At 64.4% G+C, this 15,269-nt stretch carries 14 protein-coding genes; 9 read left to right on the top strand and 5 right to left on the bottom strand.

Features of this window, described 5'->3' with window-relative positions; all coding sequences use genetic code 11:
- The first annotated feature begins 50 nt into the window (after positions 1-50).
- A complete protein-coding gene (locus VKP62_02485) occupies positions 51-569 on the top strand; it encodes a DUF1997 domain-containing protein (protein MEB3196048.1) in 519 nt (172 codons plus the stop codon).
- A 29-nt stretch (positions 570-598) separates the two neighbouring features.
- Here the strand turns inward: VKP62_02485 and VKP62_02480 are convergent, their stop codons facing one another.
- The 3 genes from VKP62_02480 to trmB all read right to left on the bottom strand — a co-directional run bounded on the left by VKP62_02480 (position 599) and on the right by trmB (position 4,025).
- The gene (locus VKP62_02480; GenBank protein ID MEB3196047.1) at positions 599-1,438 is read right to left on the bottom strand and encodes an HAD family hydrolase; all 840 of its coding nucleotides are present in this window, start codon (positions 1,436-1,438) and stop codon (positions 599-601) included.
- 509 nt (positions 1,439-1,947) lie between these two features.
- Entirely contained in the window at positions 1,948-3,279 is a 1,332-nt protein-coding gene (locus VKP62_02475) for a hypothetical protein (protein MEB3196046.1), read from the bottom strand.
- Between the two features lie 134 nt (positions 3,280-3,413).
- On the bottom strand, positions 3,414-4,025 hold the full coding sequence (trmB, locus tag VKP62_02470) for a tRNA (guanosine(46)-N7)-methyltransferase TrmB (GenBank protein ID MEB3196045.1): 612 nt from the start codon (positions 4,023-4,025) through the stop codon (positions 3,414-3,416).
- Positions 4,026-4,181: 156 nt separating this feature from the next.
- On the opposite strand from trmB, the gene VKP62_02465 reads away from it, so the two are divergent.
- Positions 4,182-4,487, top strand: coding sequence for a hypothetical protein (locus VKP62_02465; GenBank protein MEB3196044.1), 306 nt, complete (start codon positions 4,182-4,184; stop codon positions 4,485-4,487).
- Positions 4,488-4,580: 93 nt separating this feature from the next.
- Here VKP62_02465 and VKP62_02460 read toward each other — a convergent pair whose 3' ends face one another.
- On the bottom strand, positions 4,581-6,209 hold the full coding sequence (locus VKP62_02460; GenBank protein MEB3196043.1) for a DEAD/DEAH box helicase: 1,629 nt from the start codon (positions 6,207-6,209) through the stop codon (positions 4,581-4,583).
- A 488-nt stretch (positions 6,210-6,697) separates the two neighbouring features.
- Between VKP62_02460 and VKP62_02455 the strand changes: the two genes are divergently transcribed.
- The 3 genes from VKP62_02455 to VKP62_02445 are packed head-to-tail and all read left to right on the top strand — an operon-like array spanning position 6,698 to position 8,362.
- Positions 6,698-7,033 (top strand): hypothetical protein, encoded by a 336-nt coding sequence (locus VKP62_02455; GenBank protein MEB3196042.1) that lies wholly within the window; start codon positions 6,698-6,700, stop codon positions 7,031-7,033.
- A 29-nt stretch (positions 7,034-7,062) separates the two neighbouring features.
- Positions 7,063-7,428, top strand: a complete 366-nt coding sequence (locus VKP62_02450) for a hypothetical protein (GenBank protein ID MEB3196041.1) — start codon at positions 7,063-7,065, stop codon at positions 7,426-7,428.
- A gap of 13 nt (positions 7,429-7,441) precedes the next feature.
- The gene (locus VKP62_02445) at positions 7,442-8,362 is read left to right on the top strand and encodes a nitronate monooxygenase (GenBank protein MEB3196040.1); all 921 of its coding nucleotides are present in this window, start codon (positions 7,442-7,444) and stop codon (positions 8,360-8,362) included.
- Positions 8,363-8,414: 52 nt separating this feature from the next.
- Here the strand turns inward: VKP62_02445 and VKP62_02440 are convergent, their stop codons facing one another.
- Positions 8,415-9,575, bottom strand: a complete 1,161-nt coding sequence (locus VKP62_02440; protein MEB3196039.1) for a cysteine desulfurase family protein — start codon at positions 9,573-9,575, stop codon at positions 8,415-8,417.
- 222 nt (positions 9,576-9,797) lie between these two features.
- Between VKP62_02440 and VKP62_02435 the strand changes: the two genes are divergently transcribed.
- From VKP62_02435 to VKP62_02420, 4 genes are all read left to right on the top strand, one after another.
- A complete protein-coding gene (locus tag VKP62_02435; GenBank protein MEB3196038.1) occupies positions 9,798-10,076 on the top strand; it encodes an RNA-binding S4 domain-containing protein in 279 nt (92 codons plus the stop codon).
- 102 nt (positions 10,077-10,178) lie between these two features.
- Entirely contained in the window at positions 10,179-11,489 is a 1,311-nt protein-coding gene (eno, locus tag VKP62_02430; protein ID MEB3196037.1) for a phosphopyruvate hydratase, read from the top strand.
- Entirely contained in the window at positions 11,482-13,281 is a 1,800-nt protein-coding gene (gene pyk / locus VKP62_02425; protein ID MEB3196036.1) for a pyruvate kinase, read from the top strand. The genes eno and pyk overlap by 8 nt, the downstream gene beginning before the upstream one ends.
- A gap of 130 nt (positions 13,282-13,411) precedes the next feature.
- A complete protein-coding gene (locus VKP62_02420) occupies positions 13,412-15,244 on the top strand; it encodes a DUF2330 domain-containing protein (GenBank protein MEB3196035.1) in 1,833 nt (610 codons plus the stop codon).
- Positions 15,245-15,269 lie beyond the last annotated feature (25 nt).

Genomic DNA, 15,269 nt, shown 5'->3' with positions numbered 1-15,269 from the left:
CACTTCGTGGCGGGCCTGCGTGAACCACGAAGCGAGAAACCCCAATGAAAATGACCTTCAAGGGCCGGGCAGCGCGCCAGGGCGAAATCCCGGTCGGGCTGGCAGACGCACTGGCCTACTTCAGCGACGTCAAAGCCTTCATACAGAAAATCGAGGACGTCAAGGAGGTGCGCGATCTCGCACTGCCCAAGGCCTACCTGATGAGCCATCATCCCATCGGAGCCCTGAATTACTACGTCACGGTGGTCACGGCGGTTCAGGCCGAGCCCACGCCCAGCGGTCTGCGGCTGACGGGCTTGGACTTCGACGAGACCAAGCTGAGCAGTGAGCATCAGCTTCTGAAAGGCTTTATCGACGGGGCATTGGAGGCGCGAGAAATCGCCAGCGGACGTACCGCGCTGGATTTCTTCTTCGACATCTCCTTCGACTTCACGGTTCAGGGCCCGCTGGTCCTGGTCCCTCGGCCCGTGATTCAATCCACTGCCGACAGCCTGCTTCGGCTGAAGCTGGGCGTGCTGGTGGAGAACCTGTACCAGAAGGTGGTTGAAGACTTTCGACTCAGCGCGTGAGCAGACCGCGGACCAACAGGTGCAGGGCCTTAGCTGACCGCTGGACCATCCTGTACCGTGATTTCCCAGCGGTGGTCGGGACGGCTGATGGAGGGACCAACCGCCGCACTCAGGCGGGCGCGGCCGCGGGTAAAATCAACCAGCCGGTGAGCTGTCATGGCCAACGGCGGCGGGGCCGGGGCGCAATCGGTTTCCAGCAAATAATAGTGGGCACCGGGGAAGACCTGATGAACGGCGTTCAGATTGGCCGGCTCGTTATCGAAGACGCCCACGCAACGTCCGGCCTCCACCAGTTCCTCGGCCTTCCGGGCCTTGAACTCCACGTCGCCGAGGTGCGCCTCGGCCTGCCCCTTGAGCAAAAATTTGGTCCGGGCAGCATGAACCGGGAAACCAGCATCCGCTAAAATCTGCGCGGTCTGAGGCAGCATATTGGCGGGGCGGCCGGACAGGTAAACAATCCCGACCCCCAGGTCCCCCAGGCGAGCCACGAAGTCAGCCGCCCCCAGATTCAAGGTGTCGTGAACCAGGTAGGCCCCATCAAAGAACCGGTTGAAAAATTCGGAGATGAGACGGCCGTGATGCATCCGGGCAATGCCGACACTGTCCAGTGCCTGGCCCACATCAAAGGGAATCGAAGCGCTTGCCAACCGAGAAAGGGAGGCGGCCACCTCCGGAAGTGCGGCCTGCTCCACCGCCATCTCTTGAAAGATCTTCCGCTTCCGTGAGCGCACCAGGAAGAGCGTGTCATCCAGGTCGAATATGACCTGGACGCGTTCCCCCCGAGCAATCAATCGCTCGGAGTCCCGCTCCAGCAAGGCCAACGGACAAAGCCTTTCAAGGACCGTATCAGGGTGAGATGTGTTCATCATCGGAATGCTGCCTGGAACTCCACACGCACTTGTCGACCTGACCCGCGGGCCACCGGTTGACCGTTTCATCATAGCATATGGTTAAGATAAAATTAACGATAAACGACCGACTTTTGTAAACTTTATTGAAGACATGCCTGAAAACCGTTCCAGGGAGTGAAGACTCTCAGACAGGCACGGGGGCAGAGCCAGGGTTGGCGAGTTGCTCTTATCGTGGTCTTAACTCAGGCGGTGCCAAGCGCCGCCCGCTGGCCGCCAGTCCCACGCCGCCCCTCCTCTCAGCAGCGGGACCGCAAGCCAGGGAACCGGCGTCCAGCGAGCCAGGCTGCAGCCGCGCGATGGCCGATCGGCCGCCTCCCCGGGCTTCGTTCCACTCGGGGAGACGACGATACCAGTCCTGACCTCCACGCCCGCGTCGCAGCAATGCTGGGGTTTACCGGAAGACCCAACGGTGGCAGGCGAGAGCACGAGTCAAGGCCACGCCGGCGCGCGAAGATGCGCGGGCAGCCTCAGCGCGAGCCTTGACGATGCTGGAGTTCGTCCCAGAATTCTTCGAGATGGAATCCCTCGAGGAAGCGCCAGCGCAACCGCTGAAAGGTCCCAACTTCCTGCATCCGGGTCATTTCCAGGTGCCAGCGACGAACCAGCTTTTTGGCCTTGGCGATGTCGCGTTTGGCCTGCTCGATGCGGGTCGTCTGCTTCTGAGACATACCCAGCACCATCGCCTCGGCCATCTGAAGTTCCCGTTCAAGGGCGCTTTCAATCCGCACGAGTTCGCTCTGCAACACGTTGCGGGCGGCCTGTTCGGAACTGGACATGATGCGCTGGGCGGCCTGGTAGGCCTCGGCGGCGGGACGAATCTGTTGAGCTTGGGGACACGTCTGAATGGCAACCTTCATCTGGTCTTCCAGGCTCCGTTGCTCCCGCCGCGCCGTGGCTTCCACGTCAAGTTTCAAGCGGTCCAGCGCCAGGTCAAAAGGTGTTCCAGGCGATTTGGCCAACCAGTCACCCACGGCAAAGAAAATCGCCCGAATGGAAGGTGGCGTCGCATCCCGTGTGTCTTCGCTCAGAAACTCCGAAATGGCTGACAGGCGAGTCTGAGTCGCCTGCTTGAGCCGCTCGCCCTCGGAGCGCGCATCCACTTCCTTGCCGGAGTTCGAGATGAGATGCCGCAACTGACGCTGCAGAATCCCCTTCAAAACGGCTTCGGCAAACTGAACCGGCACCACCATCTGACGGTCGCGGGCGTGGTCGAGCACCCGATCGAAAGCGCGCAGGAAGGAGAAGAGGTCTCCCAGTCCATCCGGACCGAGCGAGCTGCGATAACTCTGAATGAACGAAGACGTGAGAGCACGGGCATCCGCCAGCGCAAGCGCCTTCAACTGCAACTCTCCATAACCTGGAACATTTTCCAGCACAGCCTTGTAGACATCCTCAGCCTGCCGGGCCCGCTGACGCGCCTGGTGCAGGGCCTGACGTTGGCGTGCATGCGCCTGCTCGATGAAGGCGCGGTATCGCTGCTGAGCAGCTGCCACCTGGCGGTGATAAGTGGCCTGGGTTTCAGCTTGGTCGAGTTGCGCCTGCTTGTCGAACTTCGCGAGGCTGGCTTCCCGCCGCTCCACCGCCATCTGAGCCTGCCAGTAGTAGCGGTCGGCCAAGGTCACGGCCTTCTTGTAAGACTGAGCCGATACGAACTGGAGCTTGTAGCGAACCTCCTTGGGGTGAGGCGGCTCCAGCGTGATCGAGGAAATCGGCGCAGGCAGGAGCGCTGATTCGGGACGCTGTGGGCGTCCCCTCAGGGCATGCTCCGGCTGTTTCTCGCGTTTTTTCGCGGACTGCATCACGTCTCCCCGGTCTGACGGGTGTGCGCAGCGAATCTGATACATCAGGCTGCTATCTCGACATCATAATCAGCCCGCCAACTGCTGCCTGTGACGGCGGTCATGGATTACAGCGGGAAGCTGGCCCGGCCCCTTCAGATCGAAGGCAGGCGGGCATCCACCCCGAAAATGGCCTTTCCTTCGCCCAACCAGCGCCGTTCGAAGGCAGTCAGGACTCGTTCTCGGGGCACGGCCACGGTCAACAGAAAACGGGCCGACCTGAACTGCGCGAGGGAATATTCGAACAAGGCAGGGTCATCGGTCCGAAAATGCATCACCCCCTGAGGGGCGAGTACATCGGCATACAGCGCCAGGTAGTCCGGCGAGGTCAAGCGGCGGTCTGGATGACGAGGCCAGGGGTCAGGAAATAGCAGGGTGAGACGGCTGACGGAACGAGGCGCCAAGGCTTCCAGCGTTCGTCGGGCGTCTCCGGGGATGAATCTGAGATTCGTAATCCCGGCCCGTAAAGACGCCTGTCGCGCCGAATAAATTCGGTGCATCTTGATTTCAAGTCCGAGGTGGTTCATCTCAGGATTGGCCGCCGCGAACGCCAGCAAATGATGTCCGAGCCCCATGCCTATTTCAACGTGCAGGGGCGCCACCCGACCAAAAGTTCGTTCCCAACGTTCCGCAAAACGACGTGGGTCCAGCAGGACGTCGTAGGGAGGCGCCTGAAAATACTCGTGGGCGAGCTGCTTTTTTCCCATTCCCCCATTTTACAATGCTCAAGACCTATGGCGGGTCTCCTGAGCGCGCCTCACGTTGCCCCTTGGAGGACGAACGGGTATTCTGGAACGCGAATCGCGGGACTCGCGCGCCCGAGAAGCGCGCAATGTGCCGGCGAGGATGAGGAGGATAAACTTATGTGGGGCGTGGCCCAAGTCAAGTATGCCAATGAGAACAGCTGGAGCCGCGGGGTCGTCTCGCTGCACACGCCGGGATGGGTTCATCTCATCACGTATCCGCAGGCCCAGGAAGACCTGATCATGATGAGCTTCCCCGAGAGTCGGGTCGAACAGGTCGAGTGGCTTGAGGTCCGTCTGACGCCCTTCGAGAAAGAAGGTAACGGCATCGCCGCTGCCAAGGCGCTGCTTGACCGTTACAAGGGAGCGCTGTACCCGGAAGCCGCTGAGGGAGCTGCTCCCGAAGCGGGCGTCCCGGTCGCCTGACCTTCGCGGTCCGGGGCTTGCTCCGGGACTGAACGGCCCCGGTCTCTCGCGCAGGGACCGGGGCCTCGCCGCTTGAGCGCGGAGGGGAGCACGTCAGCCCAACAGATGGCCCTTCAGGGTTTCCTGGAAGCGCGTGACTTGCCGCTCATCCACATCGACGGTGGCGTGGTCGCGATGGAACTGAATCGACCGCAAGGCGCTCCGCGCAATCCCCGTGGTGGTGGAAAGCCAGCCGTGAAAAGCGTCGCGCGTAGGGCGCTGGCCTGAAGGCAGGGCCACCTTGAAGGTCTGCCACATCGTCATCATCCGGGGCAACGGAGCCAGGGGCCCCGTGGCGGCCCTGGATTCACGCATCGATTCATTGAGCAGGGTCGCCGCGCCCTTGGGCTGCTTGGTCGCGCCGGTCCGGCCCCGGGTGCGCTTGCCAGGGGCACCTGTCGCCTCCTCGGTGGCCGTGGCGACAGCCGGAATGGTCTGTTCGTCGGGTCCCGGGTCGAGCGGATGGCGACTGAAGGGCAAGGACTTCTGGTTTTCGCTGAACACCGTTTGCGCTTCCGGGGTCACCAGGGAAAGGCTCTGGAAGTTCAGCTTGGCTGCCTCCGCCGCCTCTGCATATCGGCGGTAAAGCGCCACATTGGCTGCCACACCGGTGAGGTAGAGGGCGGGTGGCGCCCCCAGGTCGACGCCTTCCGTGGCCGGTTCCGGAACGACGAGGAACTTCAGCTCTCCAGCGAGGAAGCGCTTGAGCGCGGCTTGCCGCTGAGCGGCGGAGGTATCGGCATTGAAGGAATCAACGTTCGCCCGTCCCCAGCGTTCCAAGCGCTGCACCAGGCGCCGTGCCTCGTGCTTGTTGCGGGCGAGGATCAGGGCCCTCGCCGGTGCGTCGTGCTCGATCGCCTGAAGCAGAAAGTCGGTTCTCTGCTCCGTGGTGATGCGCGCGTAACGATGGGACAGCGTGACCGGCTCCGCCGTCGTCTCAGCGGGTGGCGCCTTCTCGGGTAGCCTGGTGGAGACCTCCGGCGCCCCCCGGCGGGACGTCCGGGCCGGCGCAACTGCAGATGGTGCCGCGGGCGCGGGGGCGGATGGCTCGGGCAGAGCATTCGGGGCCGGCCGCTCGGCGACACGGATGCGGACCGGATTTCTCAGTTGGGGCGCCATGGCCTCCACCCCTTCCGTGATGTTCCAGAAAAAGAGGGCCGTCTGGTCCAGGCGAGGCAGGCGGTCCATCAAGTACTCCACGTCACGACGCTGAATGGTCGTCATCAAGCGGTCCGCCCCATCAAGCACCAGGGTACGCACCGTGTTCAGGTCGAGCTGCTTGATCGCAAACAAATCCTTGATCAGAAAGGGCGTGCCGACCAGGATGTCGACGCCCCGCCGGATGGCCTGTTCCTGCTGGCCGCCAGTCTCATAGAGCGCAGCGATTTTAAGAATCCCCTGCGCCAGCGGAGCCAGGCGCTGATACACGCGCTGTGCCCGTTCGGCCGACGGCACCAGCACCAGCGCTTGAACTCGCGCTTGAGGGTCGTACATCGAAAGCAAGGGAAGACCGTAGGCCAGGGTCTCGCCCGAGTGAGGGCCCGCGTGAACCAGCAGGTCTCGCCCCTCCAACATGGTTGGAATCACCTGGGCCTGGACTTCAGTGGGCGCGGGCATCTCCCGTTCGGTGAGGCGCGCCAGCAAAGCCGGGTGCAGGGCGAAGTCTTCAAAATTCTGCGTCAATTCGGTCGGTCCTTTCGACCCCTGCGCAATCAGCTAACGCGTGGCCGGGTCGGGATGGCCAGGCCGGCCGGGCGCACCACCGCGTGCACCTCCCATTGAATACCGCCATCAGGACCACTCCGAGTGGACGGGAGTAAAGATTCCGTCTGAACATCGCGGGGTCAACAGCGCTTGGCAGCAAAGCAAGTCGAGGTCAGGTCGCGTCGCACGGTCTGGCGAGGCAAAAAACGATTTTCGAGGGACGAGCCCCCGCCCGGGGATTGTACCACGAGGCAAGGGAGGCCGTTCAGCGCGCCATCCGAAGGAAGCAGTGACGACAGGCCTCGCCGTCCCGCGAGGGGGTCGGACGCTGTATCCGAATGGCTTCAGTGGTATAATGTCATGGACGTGTCACAATGCGACGGTCATGGCGCGACGAAAGCTCGGCGCGAGCCCGGTCGCAGTGGCTCAACAGATCCGGCAACGTGCCCTGCACGAGGGGGTTCCAGATGGCTCGGGATGAACGCGACGCACCGCAGGGAAGCAGCGGCTGGGACGTCCTCGGTGGCCTTGCAGTGGGAGCACTGGGAGGATTCTTGCTCGGTGTCATGCTTTCGCCGCGGACACGCGACACCGCGCCGGACGGCGTGGCCGATACCCTGACCGACGTGCGCGACCGGACCCGCGACGTGCTGGAAAACCTGCGTGGCAACACGGAAGCCCTGCTGAATCAAACCCGCATCGCCATCGAGGAGCGGATCAACTTGCTCAACGAAGCCGTTGAAGCGGGCAAGAAAGCGGCGGAGTACAAGCGCGCGGAATTGATCGAGCAGGAAACCCCCTGAGCGGTTGGCCCCCGGGGCGGGAGGGAATCGTGTCGAAGAAACCGGCATCCTACCTGGCGGGCTCCGTCTTGTTGGGGACCGCGATTGGGACGGTCATCGGCCTGCTGGCCGCCCCGATGGCCGGCAGGGAAGTGCGCGGGCTGCTGCGACGACGTGCCTCCGAGGCGGGCCGGCGCATTCCCCAAGGACTGCAACGGTTGCCGGGCGTGTCGGAGGCCAAGGCTGCCCGAAGTGAGCTCCAGGAACGCCTGGTCAAGCTCTCCCCCCGTTTGACGCAGGGGGTGCGTGATTGGCTTGCCACCAGGCGTGCTGGCCCTCCCCTCCTCCACCCCGAAAACGAGACGCCAGAACCCACTCTCCCCCCCACACCGTCCGACCGTGACGGTCACATCTGAACAGGACCCAGACTTGGGACAGACGACCATCACGCAGTTGCTCGGTATTCGTTACCCCATCATCGCGGCGCCGATGTTTCTGGTGTCCAACGTGGAGATGGTGGTGGCCGTCAGCGAAGCCGGTGGGCTTGGCACGTTCCCGGCCTTGAACGCGCGAAACTCCGACATGTTCCGAGAGATGGTGCGTGCCATCAAACAGCGAACCAACGCGCCCTTCGGGGTCAACCTGATCCTGCTCAACAACCCGCGCCTGGAAGACGACATGCGCATCTGCCTGGAGGAAAAAGTCCCCGTTCTGATCACCAGTTTGGGGGACCCTTCGCGCTTGATCCAGGAAGCTCACCGTCACGGCATTCACGTCTTCTGTGATGTGGTGAACGTCCGGCACGCGCAGAAGGCCAAGGCCGCCGGTGCGGACGCCCTGGTGGCTGTATCTGCGGGGGCGGGAGGGCATGCCGGCGTCATCACGCCGTTCGTGCTGATTCCCTGGTTGAAGCGCGAAACGCAGCTGCCAGTGATCGCCGCGGGTGGGCTGGCGGATGGCGTGAGTCTGGCGGGCGCCCTGGCCCTTGGCGCTGATGCAGGCTATTTCGGGACTCGCTTCATTGCCAGCGAGGAGGCGCCCGTGGAAGCCGCCTTCAAGCAAGCCATCTGCGCCGCCTCCCCGGAGGACATCGAATACACGCCCGAGGTCACGGGGCACCCGGCCAACTTTTTACGGGACAGTCTGCTGCAATGGCGCGAGAGCCAAGCGGCGGGAGAATCAGACCTCAAGCGCTGGCGAGACGTCTGGAGCGCCGGGCAAACGGTGGGCCTGATCGAGGCGGTCAAGCCCTGTGCCACCATCGTGCAGGAAATCGTGAGGGAATACGAAGAGGCTCGTTCAGGCATGGTGGCCATCCCGCTTGCGGCCAGCTCTGGCGGGGCCCGCTGAGGCAACGCCCCTCGGTTGGAGCGACAGCGCTGGCAACGCGTGGCGAAGCGACTCAATCGTGGTCAACACGCATGGGTTTTGTCGCCGTCATGGCCCGGAGGGTTGAGGCGATCGCGTCGCCCGCTCGTTCCAGTTCGTCTGCGGTGGTCGTCCAGCCCAGGCTGATTCGCAAGCTCCCCTGGGCTTCGGCCTCGGTCAAGCCGAGCGCCTGCAGGGTGGGATTCGGCGTCTGCTTCAAACTGGTGCAGGCTGCCCCCGTCGAGACAGCCACGCCGACCAGGTCCAACTGTTCAACCAGATGACGTCCGGTGGCCCCCGGCAGCGTCAGCGATAAGATGTGTGGCGCCCGAGGCCCGCCCGCCCCCAGCACCCGCAGTCCCGGCACAGCGACCAGCAACTGGCGCTCGAGGCGCTCTCGCCACTCAGTCAGACGCTGCGCTTCGGTATCCCGCAGGGCAAAAGCCTCAGAAGCCGCCGCTCCGAAGGCGGCGATCGCCGCCACCGCCAGCGTGCCAGGGCGCACCCCCCGCTCGTGCGGTCCCCCACGCAGGACGGGCTCGAGCCTCACCCCCTCCCGCAGGACCAGGGCCCCCACCCCCTGGCCACCGCCCAGTTTGTGGGCGGACACGCTCAGCAAATCCGCGTCCCAGGGGCGCGGGTCGAGCAAGCCCACCCCCTGCACCGCATCGACGTGCAACAAGCTCCCGGCGCGGCGGACGTCGTCGCGCCACTCCGAAAAGCGCTGCAGCGCGCCCACCTCATTGCTGACCGCCATGACCGACACCCAGGCCAGGCCCCGCGCCAAGGCCGCCTGGAGGGGGGGGATGAGCAGCTGCCCATCCGGCGAAACCGGCAGAACTTCGATGTCCCATCCCCGGGCGGCCAGGCTGGCCATCGGCCCCCGCACGCAGCTGTGTTCCAGGGCGCTGTGGGCGGCGCGACGGATCCCCCCGTTGCGCTCCACAGCCGCGGCCAGCCCCAGAATGGCCAGATTGTTGGCCTCGGTGCCACTCGCCGTGAAGTAGACTTCCTGGGCATCTCGGGCCACCAACTGGGCCACGGCCTGGCGAGCCTCAGCAACGCGTTGGGCGGCCCGACGCCCGAAGGCATGGGGACTTGCCGCATTGCCGGGCAGGTCAACCGCTTCGTTCCAGGCGACCCGCGCGGCTGGGCGCAGGGGAGACGACGCGGCGTGGTCCAGATAGATCATCATGACCGGAATAGTCTGCCATGCCGAAGAAATGACTGCACGGAACCTCGAGCGCCCGCTGCCGGAAGGCAGGGGGCGGATGGGAGGCGGCCTTGGGCAGGGAGGTCGGCGAGACGGACCAGTCGTTCCAGCGCCCTTGCAAGGAGAACCGGCGTCGCCGCGGCGAAGACCCCCTTTTGGCCGTGCTATGATCCCGCCCGTTCGGGACGTCGGAGGGAGGGCCTTGTGAGACTCGACAAATGGTTGAAAGTATCGCGGGTGATCAAACGGCGCCCGGTCGCCAATGAAATCTGCGACCAGGGGCGGGTCACCATCAATGGTCGGCCCGCTCGCGCCAGCGTGGAGGTCAAACCGGGCGATCGCCTCGAACTGCGTTTCGGCCAGCGCCTGGTGACCTTGGAGGTGCTGATGGTTCCCCCAGGGGCGGTGAGCGCCAAGATGGCTCAGGAGCTTTATCGCCCGCTGGGTGAAGTGCGCCTGCAAGACGTGGAAGATGAGCGCTGAGGCCACTCCCTGCTCTCACCTCCCCAAGCAAGCCTTTGGATCGGGTACACTGATGGCCACAAGCAACGATCGCGCGATCGCCAAGCGGAAGGAGCAAGCACGATGAGTACGATCATCGAAGAGATTTACGCCCGCGAAATCCTTGATTCCCGGGGCAACCCCACCGTTGAGGTGGACGTCTTTTTGCAGGGTGGCGCTGTCGGCCGGGCCGCCGTGCCCTCCGGCGCCAGCACGGGCGCCCATGAGGCGGTCGAGCTTCGCGACGGCGGCACCCGCTACCTCGGGAAGGGCGTCACGCAAGCCGTCGACAACGTCAACGAAGTCATTGCCGACGAACTGATCGGGATGGATGCCCTCGACCAGGTGGGCATCGACACCCACATGCTCCGCCTCGACGGCACGCCCAACAAGGCCAAGCTGGGTGCCAACGCCATTCTGGCGGTGTCGCTGGCCGTGGCGAAGGCCGCCGCCAACCAGCTCGAACTGCCGCTGTACCGCTACCTGGGCGGGGTGTCGGCACGCACGTTGCCGGTGCCGATGATGAACATCCTGAATGGCGGGGCGCACGCTGACAACACCATCGACTTCCAGGAATTCATGATCCTGCCCGTCGCCGCCAAGGACTTCGCGGAAGCGCTGCGAGCCGGGGCCGAGATCTTCCACCACCTGAAGAAGTTGCTCAAGAGTCGGGGGCTCAATACGGCCGTGGGCGATGAAGGCGGCTTCGCCCCGGACATTGCGACCCCGACCGAGGCGCTTCAGACCATCTGTGAGGCGATTGAATCAGCCGGCTATCACCCCGGCAAGGACATCATGCTGGGCCTCGACGTGGCCGCCACGGAGTTTTACAAGGACGGCAACTACCATCTGGAGGGTGAGGGCCGCGTGCTGAGTCCGAGCGAGATGGTCGACTACCTGGCCTCGCTGTGTGACGCCTTCCCGATCGTCTCGATCGAGGACGGCCTGGCCGAGGACGACTGGGACGGCTGGGCGGCCCTGACGCGCAAGCTGGGGCAACGGGTCCAGCTGGTCGGCGATGACCTGTTCGTCACCAACCCGACCCGCCTCTCGAAGGGCATCGCGCAGGCCACGGCCAACAGCATCCTGGTGAAGGTCAATCAGATCGGCACCCTGACGGAAACGCTGGAAGCGGTCGAGATGGCGAAGCGGGCCGGCTACACGGCCGTGCTATCGCATCGCTCCGGCGAGACCGAAGATTCCACCATCGCGGACATCGCGGTGGCCACCAACTGTGGCTTCATCAAGACCGGCTCGGCCTCTCGTTCGGACCGCATCGCGAAGTACAACCAGCTCCTGCGCATCCAGGAAGAACTGGGTGACAGCAGCCAGTATCCCGGGACGGCAGCCTTCTACAACCTGCGCAAGCAGTCTGAGAGCGTGATTCATGCCTAATGCCATCACCGGCCCTCTCTCGCCGGAATTTCTGACTGGTGCGCGAGCCGGGCTCAAGCGAGCCAAGATCGTGGCCACGCTGGGACCCTCCTCCAGTGACCCCGAAATCATCCGCAAGCTGGTCCTGGCAGGTGTGGATGTGTTCCGGCTGAACTTCTCGCACGGCACCCATGCCGACCACGAGAAGCGCATCCACCACATCCGGGCCATCGCCGCGGAACTGGGTCGCTTTGTGGCGATCCTGCAAGACATCCAGGGACCCAAGATCCGCATTGGTCAGGTGGAAGGTGGCCAGGTCACCCTGGTGCCGGGGACCCGTTTCTTCCTGCAGAGCAAGGAGCGGGTGGCCGATGCGAATGGCGCCAGCGTGTCCTATGAAAACCTGGAAAAGGACGTGCCCGTCGGGGCCATGGTGCTCATGGACGATGGCCTGCTGGAACTGAAGGTGCTGGAAACCACCCCTGAAGGCCTCCATTGCGAGGTGGTGGTGGGAGGCCCACTCCGTCCCAACAAGGGCGTCAACTTCCCGTCCGTCGTCATGGACGTGGACGTGCTGACGGACAAGGACCGCGAAGACCTCGTTTTTGGGGCCCAGATGGGCGTTGACTTCGTGGCCGCCTCGTTCGTGCAGCAAGCCTCGGACGTGCTGCGCATCAAGGACTTCCTGGCGGCGCAGGGCTCCCGGGCCCACGTGATTTCCAAGATTGAACGCCGCGATGCGGTGGAACAGATCAGCGACATCGCAGCCGTCTCGGACGGCGTGATGGTGGCCCGGGGCGACCTCGGCGTGGAGACCGCGCCGGAAGAGGTTCCGATGGCGCAGAAGCGCATCATTGCCCACTGCAATGCGATCGGCAAGCCGGTCATCACGGCCACCCAGATGCTCGACTCGATGATCCACAACCCGCGCCCGACCCGGGCCGAGGCCTCCGACGTGGCCAACGCCGTGCTCGACGGAACGGACGCCGTGATGCTGTCGAACGAGACCGCTGCGGGCGCCTACCCGATCGAAGCGGTGGAGACCATGGTGCGGATCGTGCGGGAAGCCGAACGGGCCGCCCTCGCGCACAAGCGCGAACGGGACCTGCGCCCCGGCGCGCCGGTGGTGGACGCCATCAGCCTGGCGACAGCCCAGCTGTCGGACAAGCTCGGAGCCGCCTCGATCATCACGGCCACCGCGTCGGGTTCATCTGCCCGCATGGTGGCCCGTTACCGTCCGCTGGCGCCGATCGTGGCGCTGGCGGCCAACGACGAGATCTGCCGCAAGCTGGCGCTCACCTGGGGCGTGATTCCACGCCTGGTTCCCCACGCGTTGAATGACGAGGAGATGGTCCACAACGCCATGGCCCTGCTGCAACGCGAGGGCCTGGTGCAGGATGGCGAACTGGTCGTCGTGACAGCCGGCTTCCCGATCGGGGTGCCGGGCAACACCAACTTCATCAAGGTGGAAATGGCCAGCACCGTCATCGCGCGGGGTCAGGGGCTCGGCAAGAAGCCGGTCCAGGGCATCGCGCGCTTGGTACGCTCGGCGGCCGAAGCCGACGAGAAGATCCAGCCGGGCGACATCATGGTGGCGAGCGAAACCACCAAGGACCACGTGCCGGCCATGCGCCGCGCGGCCGGCGTGATCGTCGAGATGGGCGGGCTCACCTCGCACGCGGCGATCGTCTGCCTGCAGCTGGGAATCCCCCTGTTGCTGGAGGTTGCCAACTGGCAGGACCTGCCGGACGGCGCCATGGTCACGATGGACCCTTCTCGCGGCGTGGTGTTCCAGGGCAAGGCCCGCACCTGAAAAGACGCCCCCCGCATAACAGACACGCGCTTCGGCGCGTGTCTTTTTTTGTAGATGATGCCAAAAAACCGGTTAGCAAAGGCCGGCTGAGGTAAGAAGCAACAGAGAAGCATTCTAAGGAGAAACGAACGTGCGTTTTCAGACCTGCCTGGCTGCGGCCTGCCTGTCCGTGCTGCCCCTCGCCATCTCCGTCCCGCCCGCCCACGCCTGCGGCGGGCTGTTTTGTCAGCGGATACCGGTCGAGCAGGCTGGCGAGCGAATCATCTTTGCCTTCGACGGCCAGCAAGTCACCACCCACGTGCAGATCCAGTATCAGGGCGCAGCAAAGGACTTCTCCTGGATCGTGCCGACGCCCACCAAACCCACCCTGCGGGTCGGCTCCGAGCAGCTATTTCAGATGCTTCGCGATGCGACCCAACCGCGCTTCCAGGTCAACATCACCAAAACCCTGGGCGAATGTGACGAGACCATGATGATGACCCGGGGGGCTGTCGCAGCACGTGCACCTGCCCCGGCCGCCCCCGTGAACGTCGTCTCGGAAGCCCCGGTGGGCCCCTTCGACACGGCGGTGCTGCAGGCGAATGACTCCTCCGCCCTCAAGTCGTGGCTGACGGACAACGGCTACGTGCTGCCGGAGAAAATCGACCCCTTGCTCGACCCCTACGTGGCCGGCAAGTACTACTTCATCGCCCTGAAGCTGCGCAAGGACCGCGAGGTGGGCGACATGCAGCCGATCGCCTTCACCTACGCCGCCACCAAGCCCGGCATTCCGATCCGCCTGACAGGGGTGGCGGCCACGCCCGACATGGGCGTCTATGTCTGGCTGTTCGCTCAGCATCGTGCCGTGCCCGACAACTTCAAACACGCGGAGATCAACGAGGCGCGCATCGACTGGACCAGCGGCGGCGGCAACTATTCCGAGGTCGTGACCGAGGCCATGAACGAAGCGGGTGGGCAGGCCTTCGTGACGGACTATGCCGGCAAGAGCAGCATCGTCGAGGCCAGTCGTTTCGACCCGGCCCCGCTGGCGACCTTCGCCAGGGAACTTTCGGAAACCACCGACCCGGTGGAATTCACCCGCAAGGTGCTGGGCAATGGCCAGTACTTTCTGAAGCAACGCCCCACGATTGGCATCGCCCCCGCCCCATCCTTTGGCGGCGATCGGGACCAGCAGATGGCCTTCTTGCGTCGACACCTGCCCAAACCTCCGGCGCTGACAAACCTGACGGATGACGAATTTTATTATCAGATCGAGGATCATCGGGCGGTCATCCAGAAGGCCCAACTGAGCATCAATGGTCCCAAGGTCCTCAAAGAACTTGAAGACACCGTGGTGGCTCCGGCACGCGACATTCAGGCCATGCTGAAAGCACATCCCTACCTGACCCGCCTGTACACCACGATGTCCCCGGAGGAAATGACCCAGGACCCGACCTTCGTGCTGAACCCGGATGCGGGCGACGTCTCCAACCAGCATGTGGCCACGGGCACGCGTCTTTGCAGCAAGGCATACAATCCAATGACGGCCCCCGTCGAACTGACCTTGAAAAATGGGCTCAAGTTCATCGTGCAGGGCGGCTTCTTGCGCGGCAACACGCCCCTGTCCTCGCCCGCGCCCATGCCGGCGGCCTTGCGCGTGGAGCAATTCTCGACCGTCGGGGCGGCCGCGCTGATCAGCAACGTGATGCCCCAGGTGCAATCGATCCTCGGAAAGATGAACGCGGCCATCCGCGCGGACGCGGCAGCCGCCGGCAGCGACATCGGGGCGCCCGGTGTGGGCATGGGCACGCTGGGGCCCGCCAGACCCGCTGGCTCGGCCAAATCGTCCGGTTCGGGCGGATTTGGCTGTTTCGGGAACCCGGTGCGGAGCAGCCAGGGCAGCAGCGACGACGGCCTGGCCTTTGCGCTGTTCGGCGCTGGGTTTGTCGGCTGGCGTCTGACCCGCCGGCGCAAAGGTTCCTGAGCTCCAGCGTCTCCGGAACAGGCTC

It is taken from the genome of Candidatus Sericytochromatia bacterium (assembly GCA_035285325.1).
Taxonomy (GTDB): Bacteria; Cyanobacteriota; Sericytochromatia; order S15B-MN24; family JAQBPE01; genus JAYKJB01.
The sequence above is the reverse complement of the archived record's forward strand: the minus strand, read 5'-3'. Positions and strand labels throughout refer to the sequence as shown.

What these genes read in the sequence shown, in the direction of transcription:
- pyk (MEB3196036.1), top strand. Translation starts at nt 11,482, where the DNA reads ATGCCTAATGCCATCACCGGCCCTCTCTCGCCGGAATTTCTGACTGGT.
- VKP62_02475 (MEB3196046.1), bottom strand. Translation starts at nt 3,279, where the DNA reads ATGCAGTCCGCGAAAAAACGCGAGAAACAGCCGGAGCATGCCCTGAGG.
- VKP62_02480 (MEB3196047.1), bottom strand. Translation starts at nt 1,438, where the DNA reads ATGATGAACACATCTCACCCTGATACGGTCCTTGAAAGGCTTTGTCCG.
- VKP62_02455 (MEB3196042.1), top strand. Translation starts at nt 6,698, where the DNA reads ATGGCTCGGGATGAACGCGACGCACCGCAGGGAAGCAGCGGCTGGGAC.
- VKP62_02485 (MEB3196048.1), top strand. Translation starts at nt 51, where the DNA reads ATGACCTTCAAGGGCCGGGCAGCGCGCCAGGGCGAAATCCCGGTCGGG.
- trmB (MEB3196045.1), bottom strand. Translation starts at nt 4,025, where the DNA reads ATGGGAAAAAAGCAGCTCGCCCACGAGTATTTTCAGGCGCCTCCCTAC.
- VKP62_02440 (MEB3196039.1), bottom strand. Translation starts at nt 9,575, where the DNA reads ATGATGATCTATCTGGACCACGCCGCGTCGTCTCCCCTGCGCCCAGCC.
- eno (MEB3196037.1), top strand. Translation starts at nt 10,179, where the DNA reads ATGAGTACGATCATCGAAGAGATTTACGCCCGCGAAATCCTTGATTCC.
- VKP62_02465 (MEB3196044.1), top strand. Translation starts at nt 4,182, where the DNA reads ATGTGGGGCGTGGCCCAAGTCAAGTATGCCAATGAGAACAGCTGGAGC.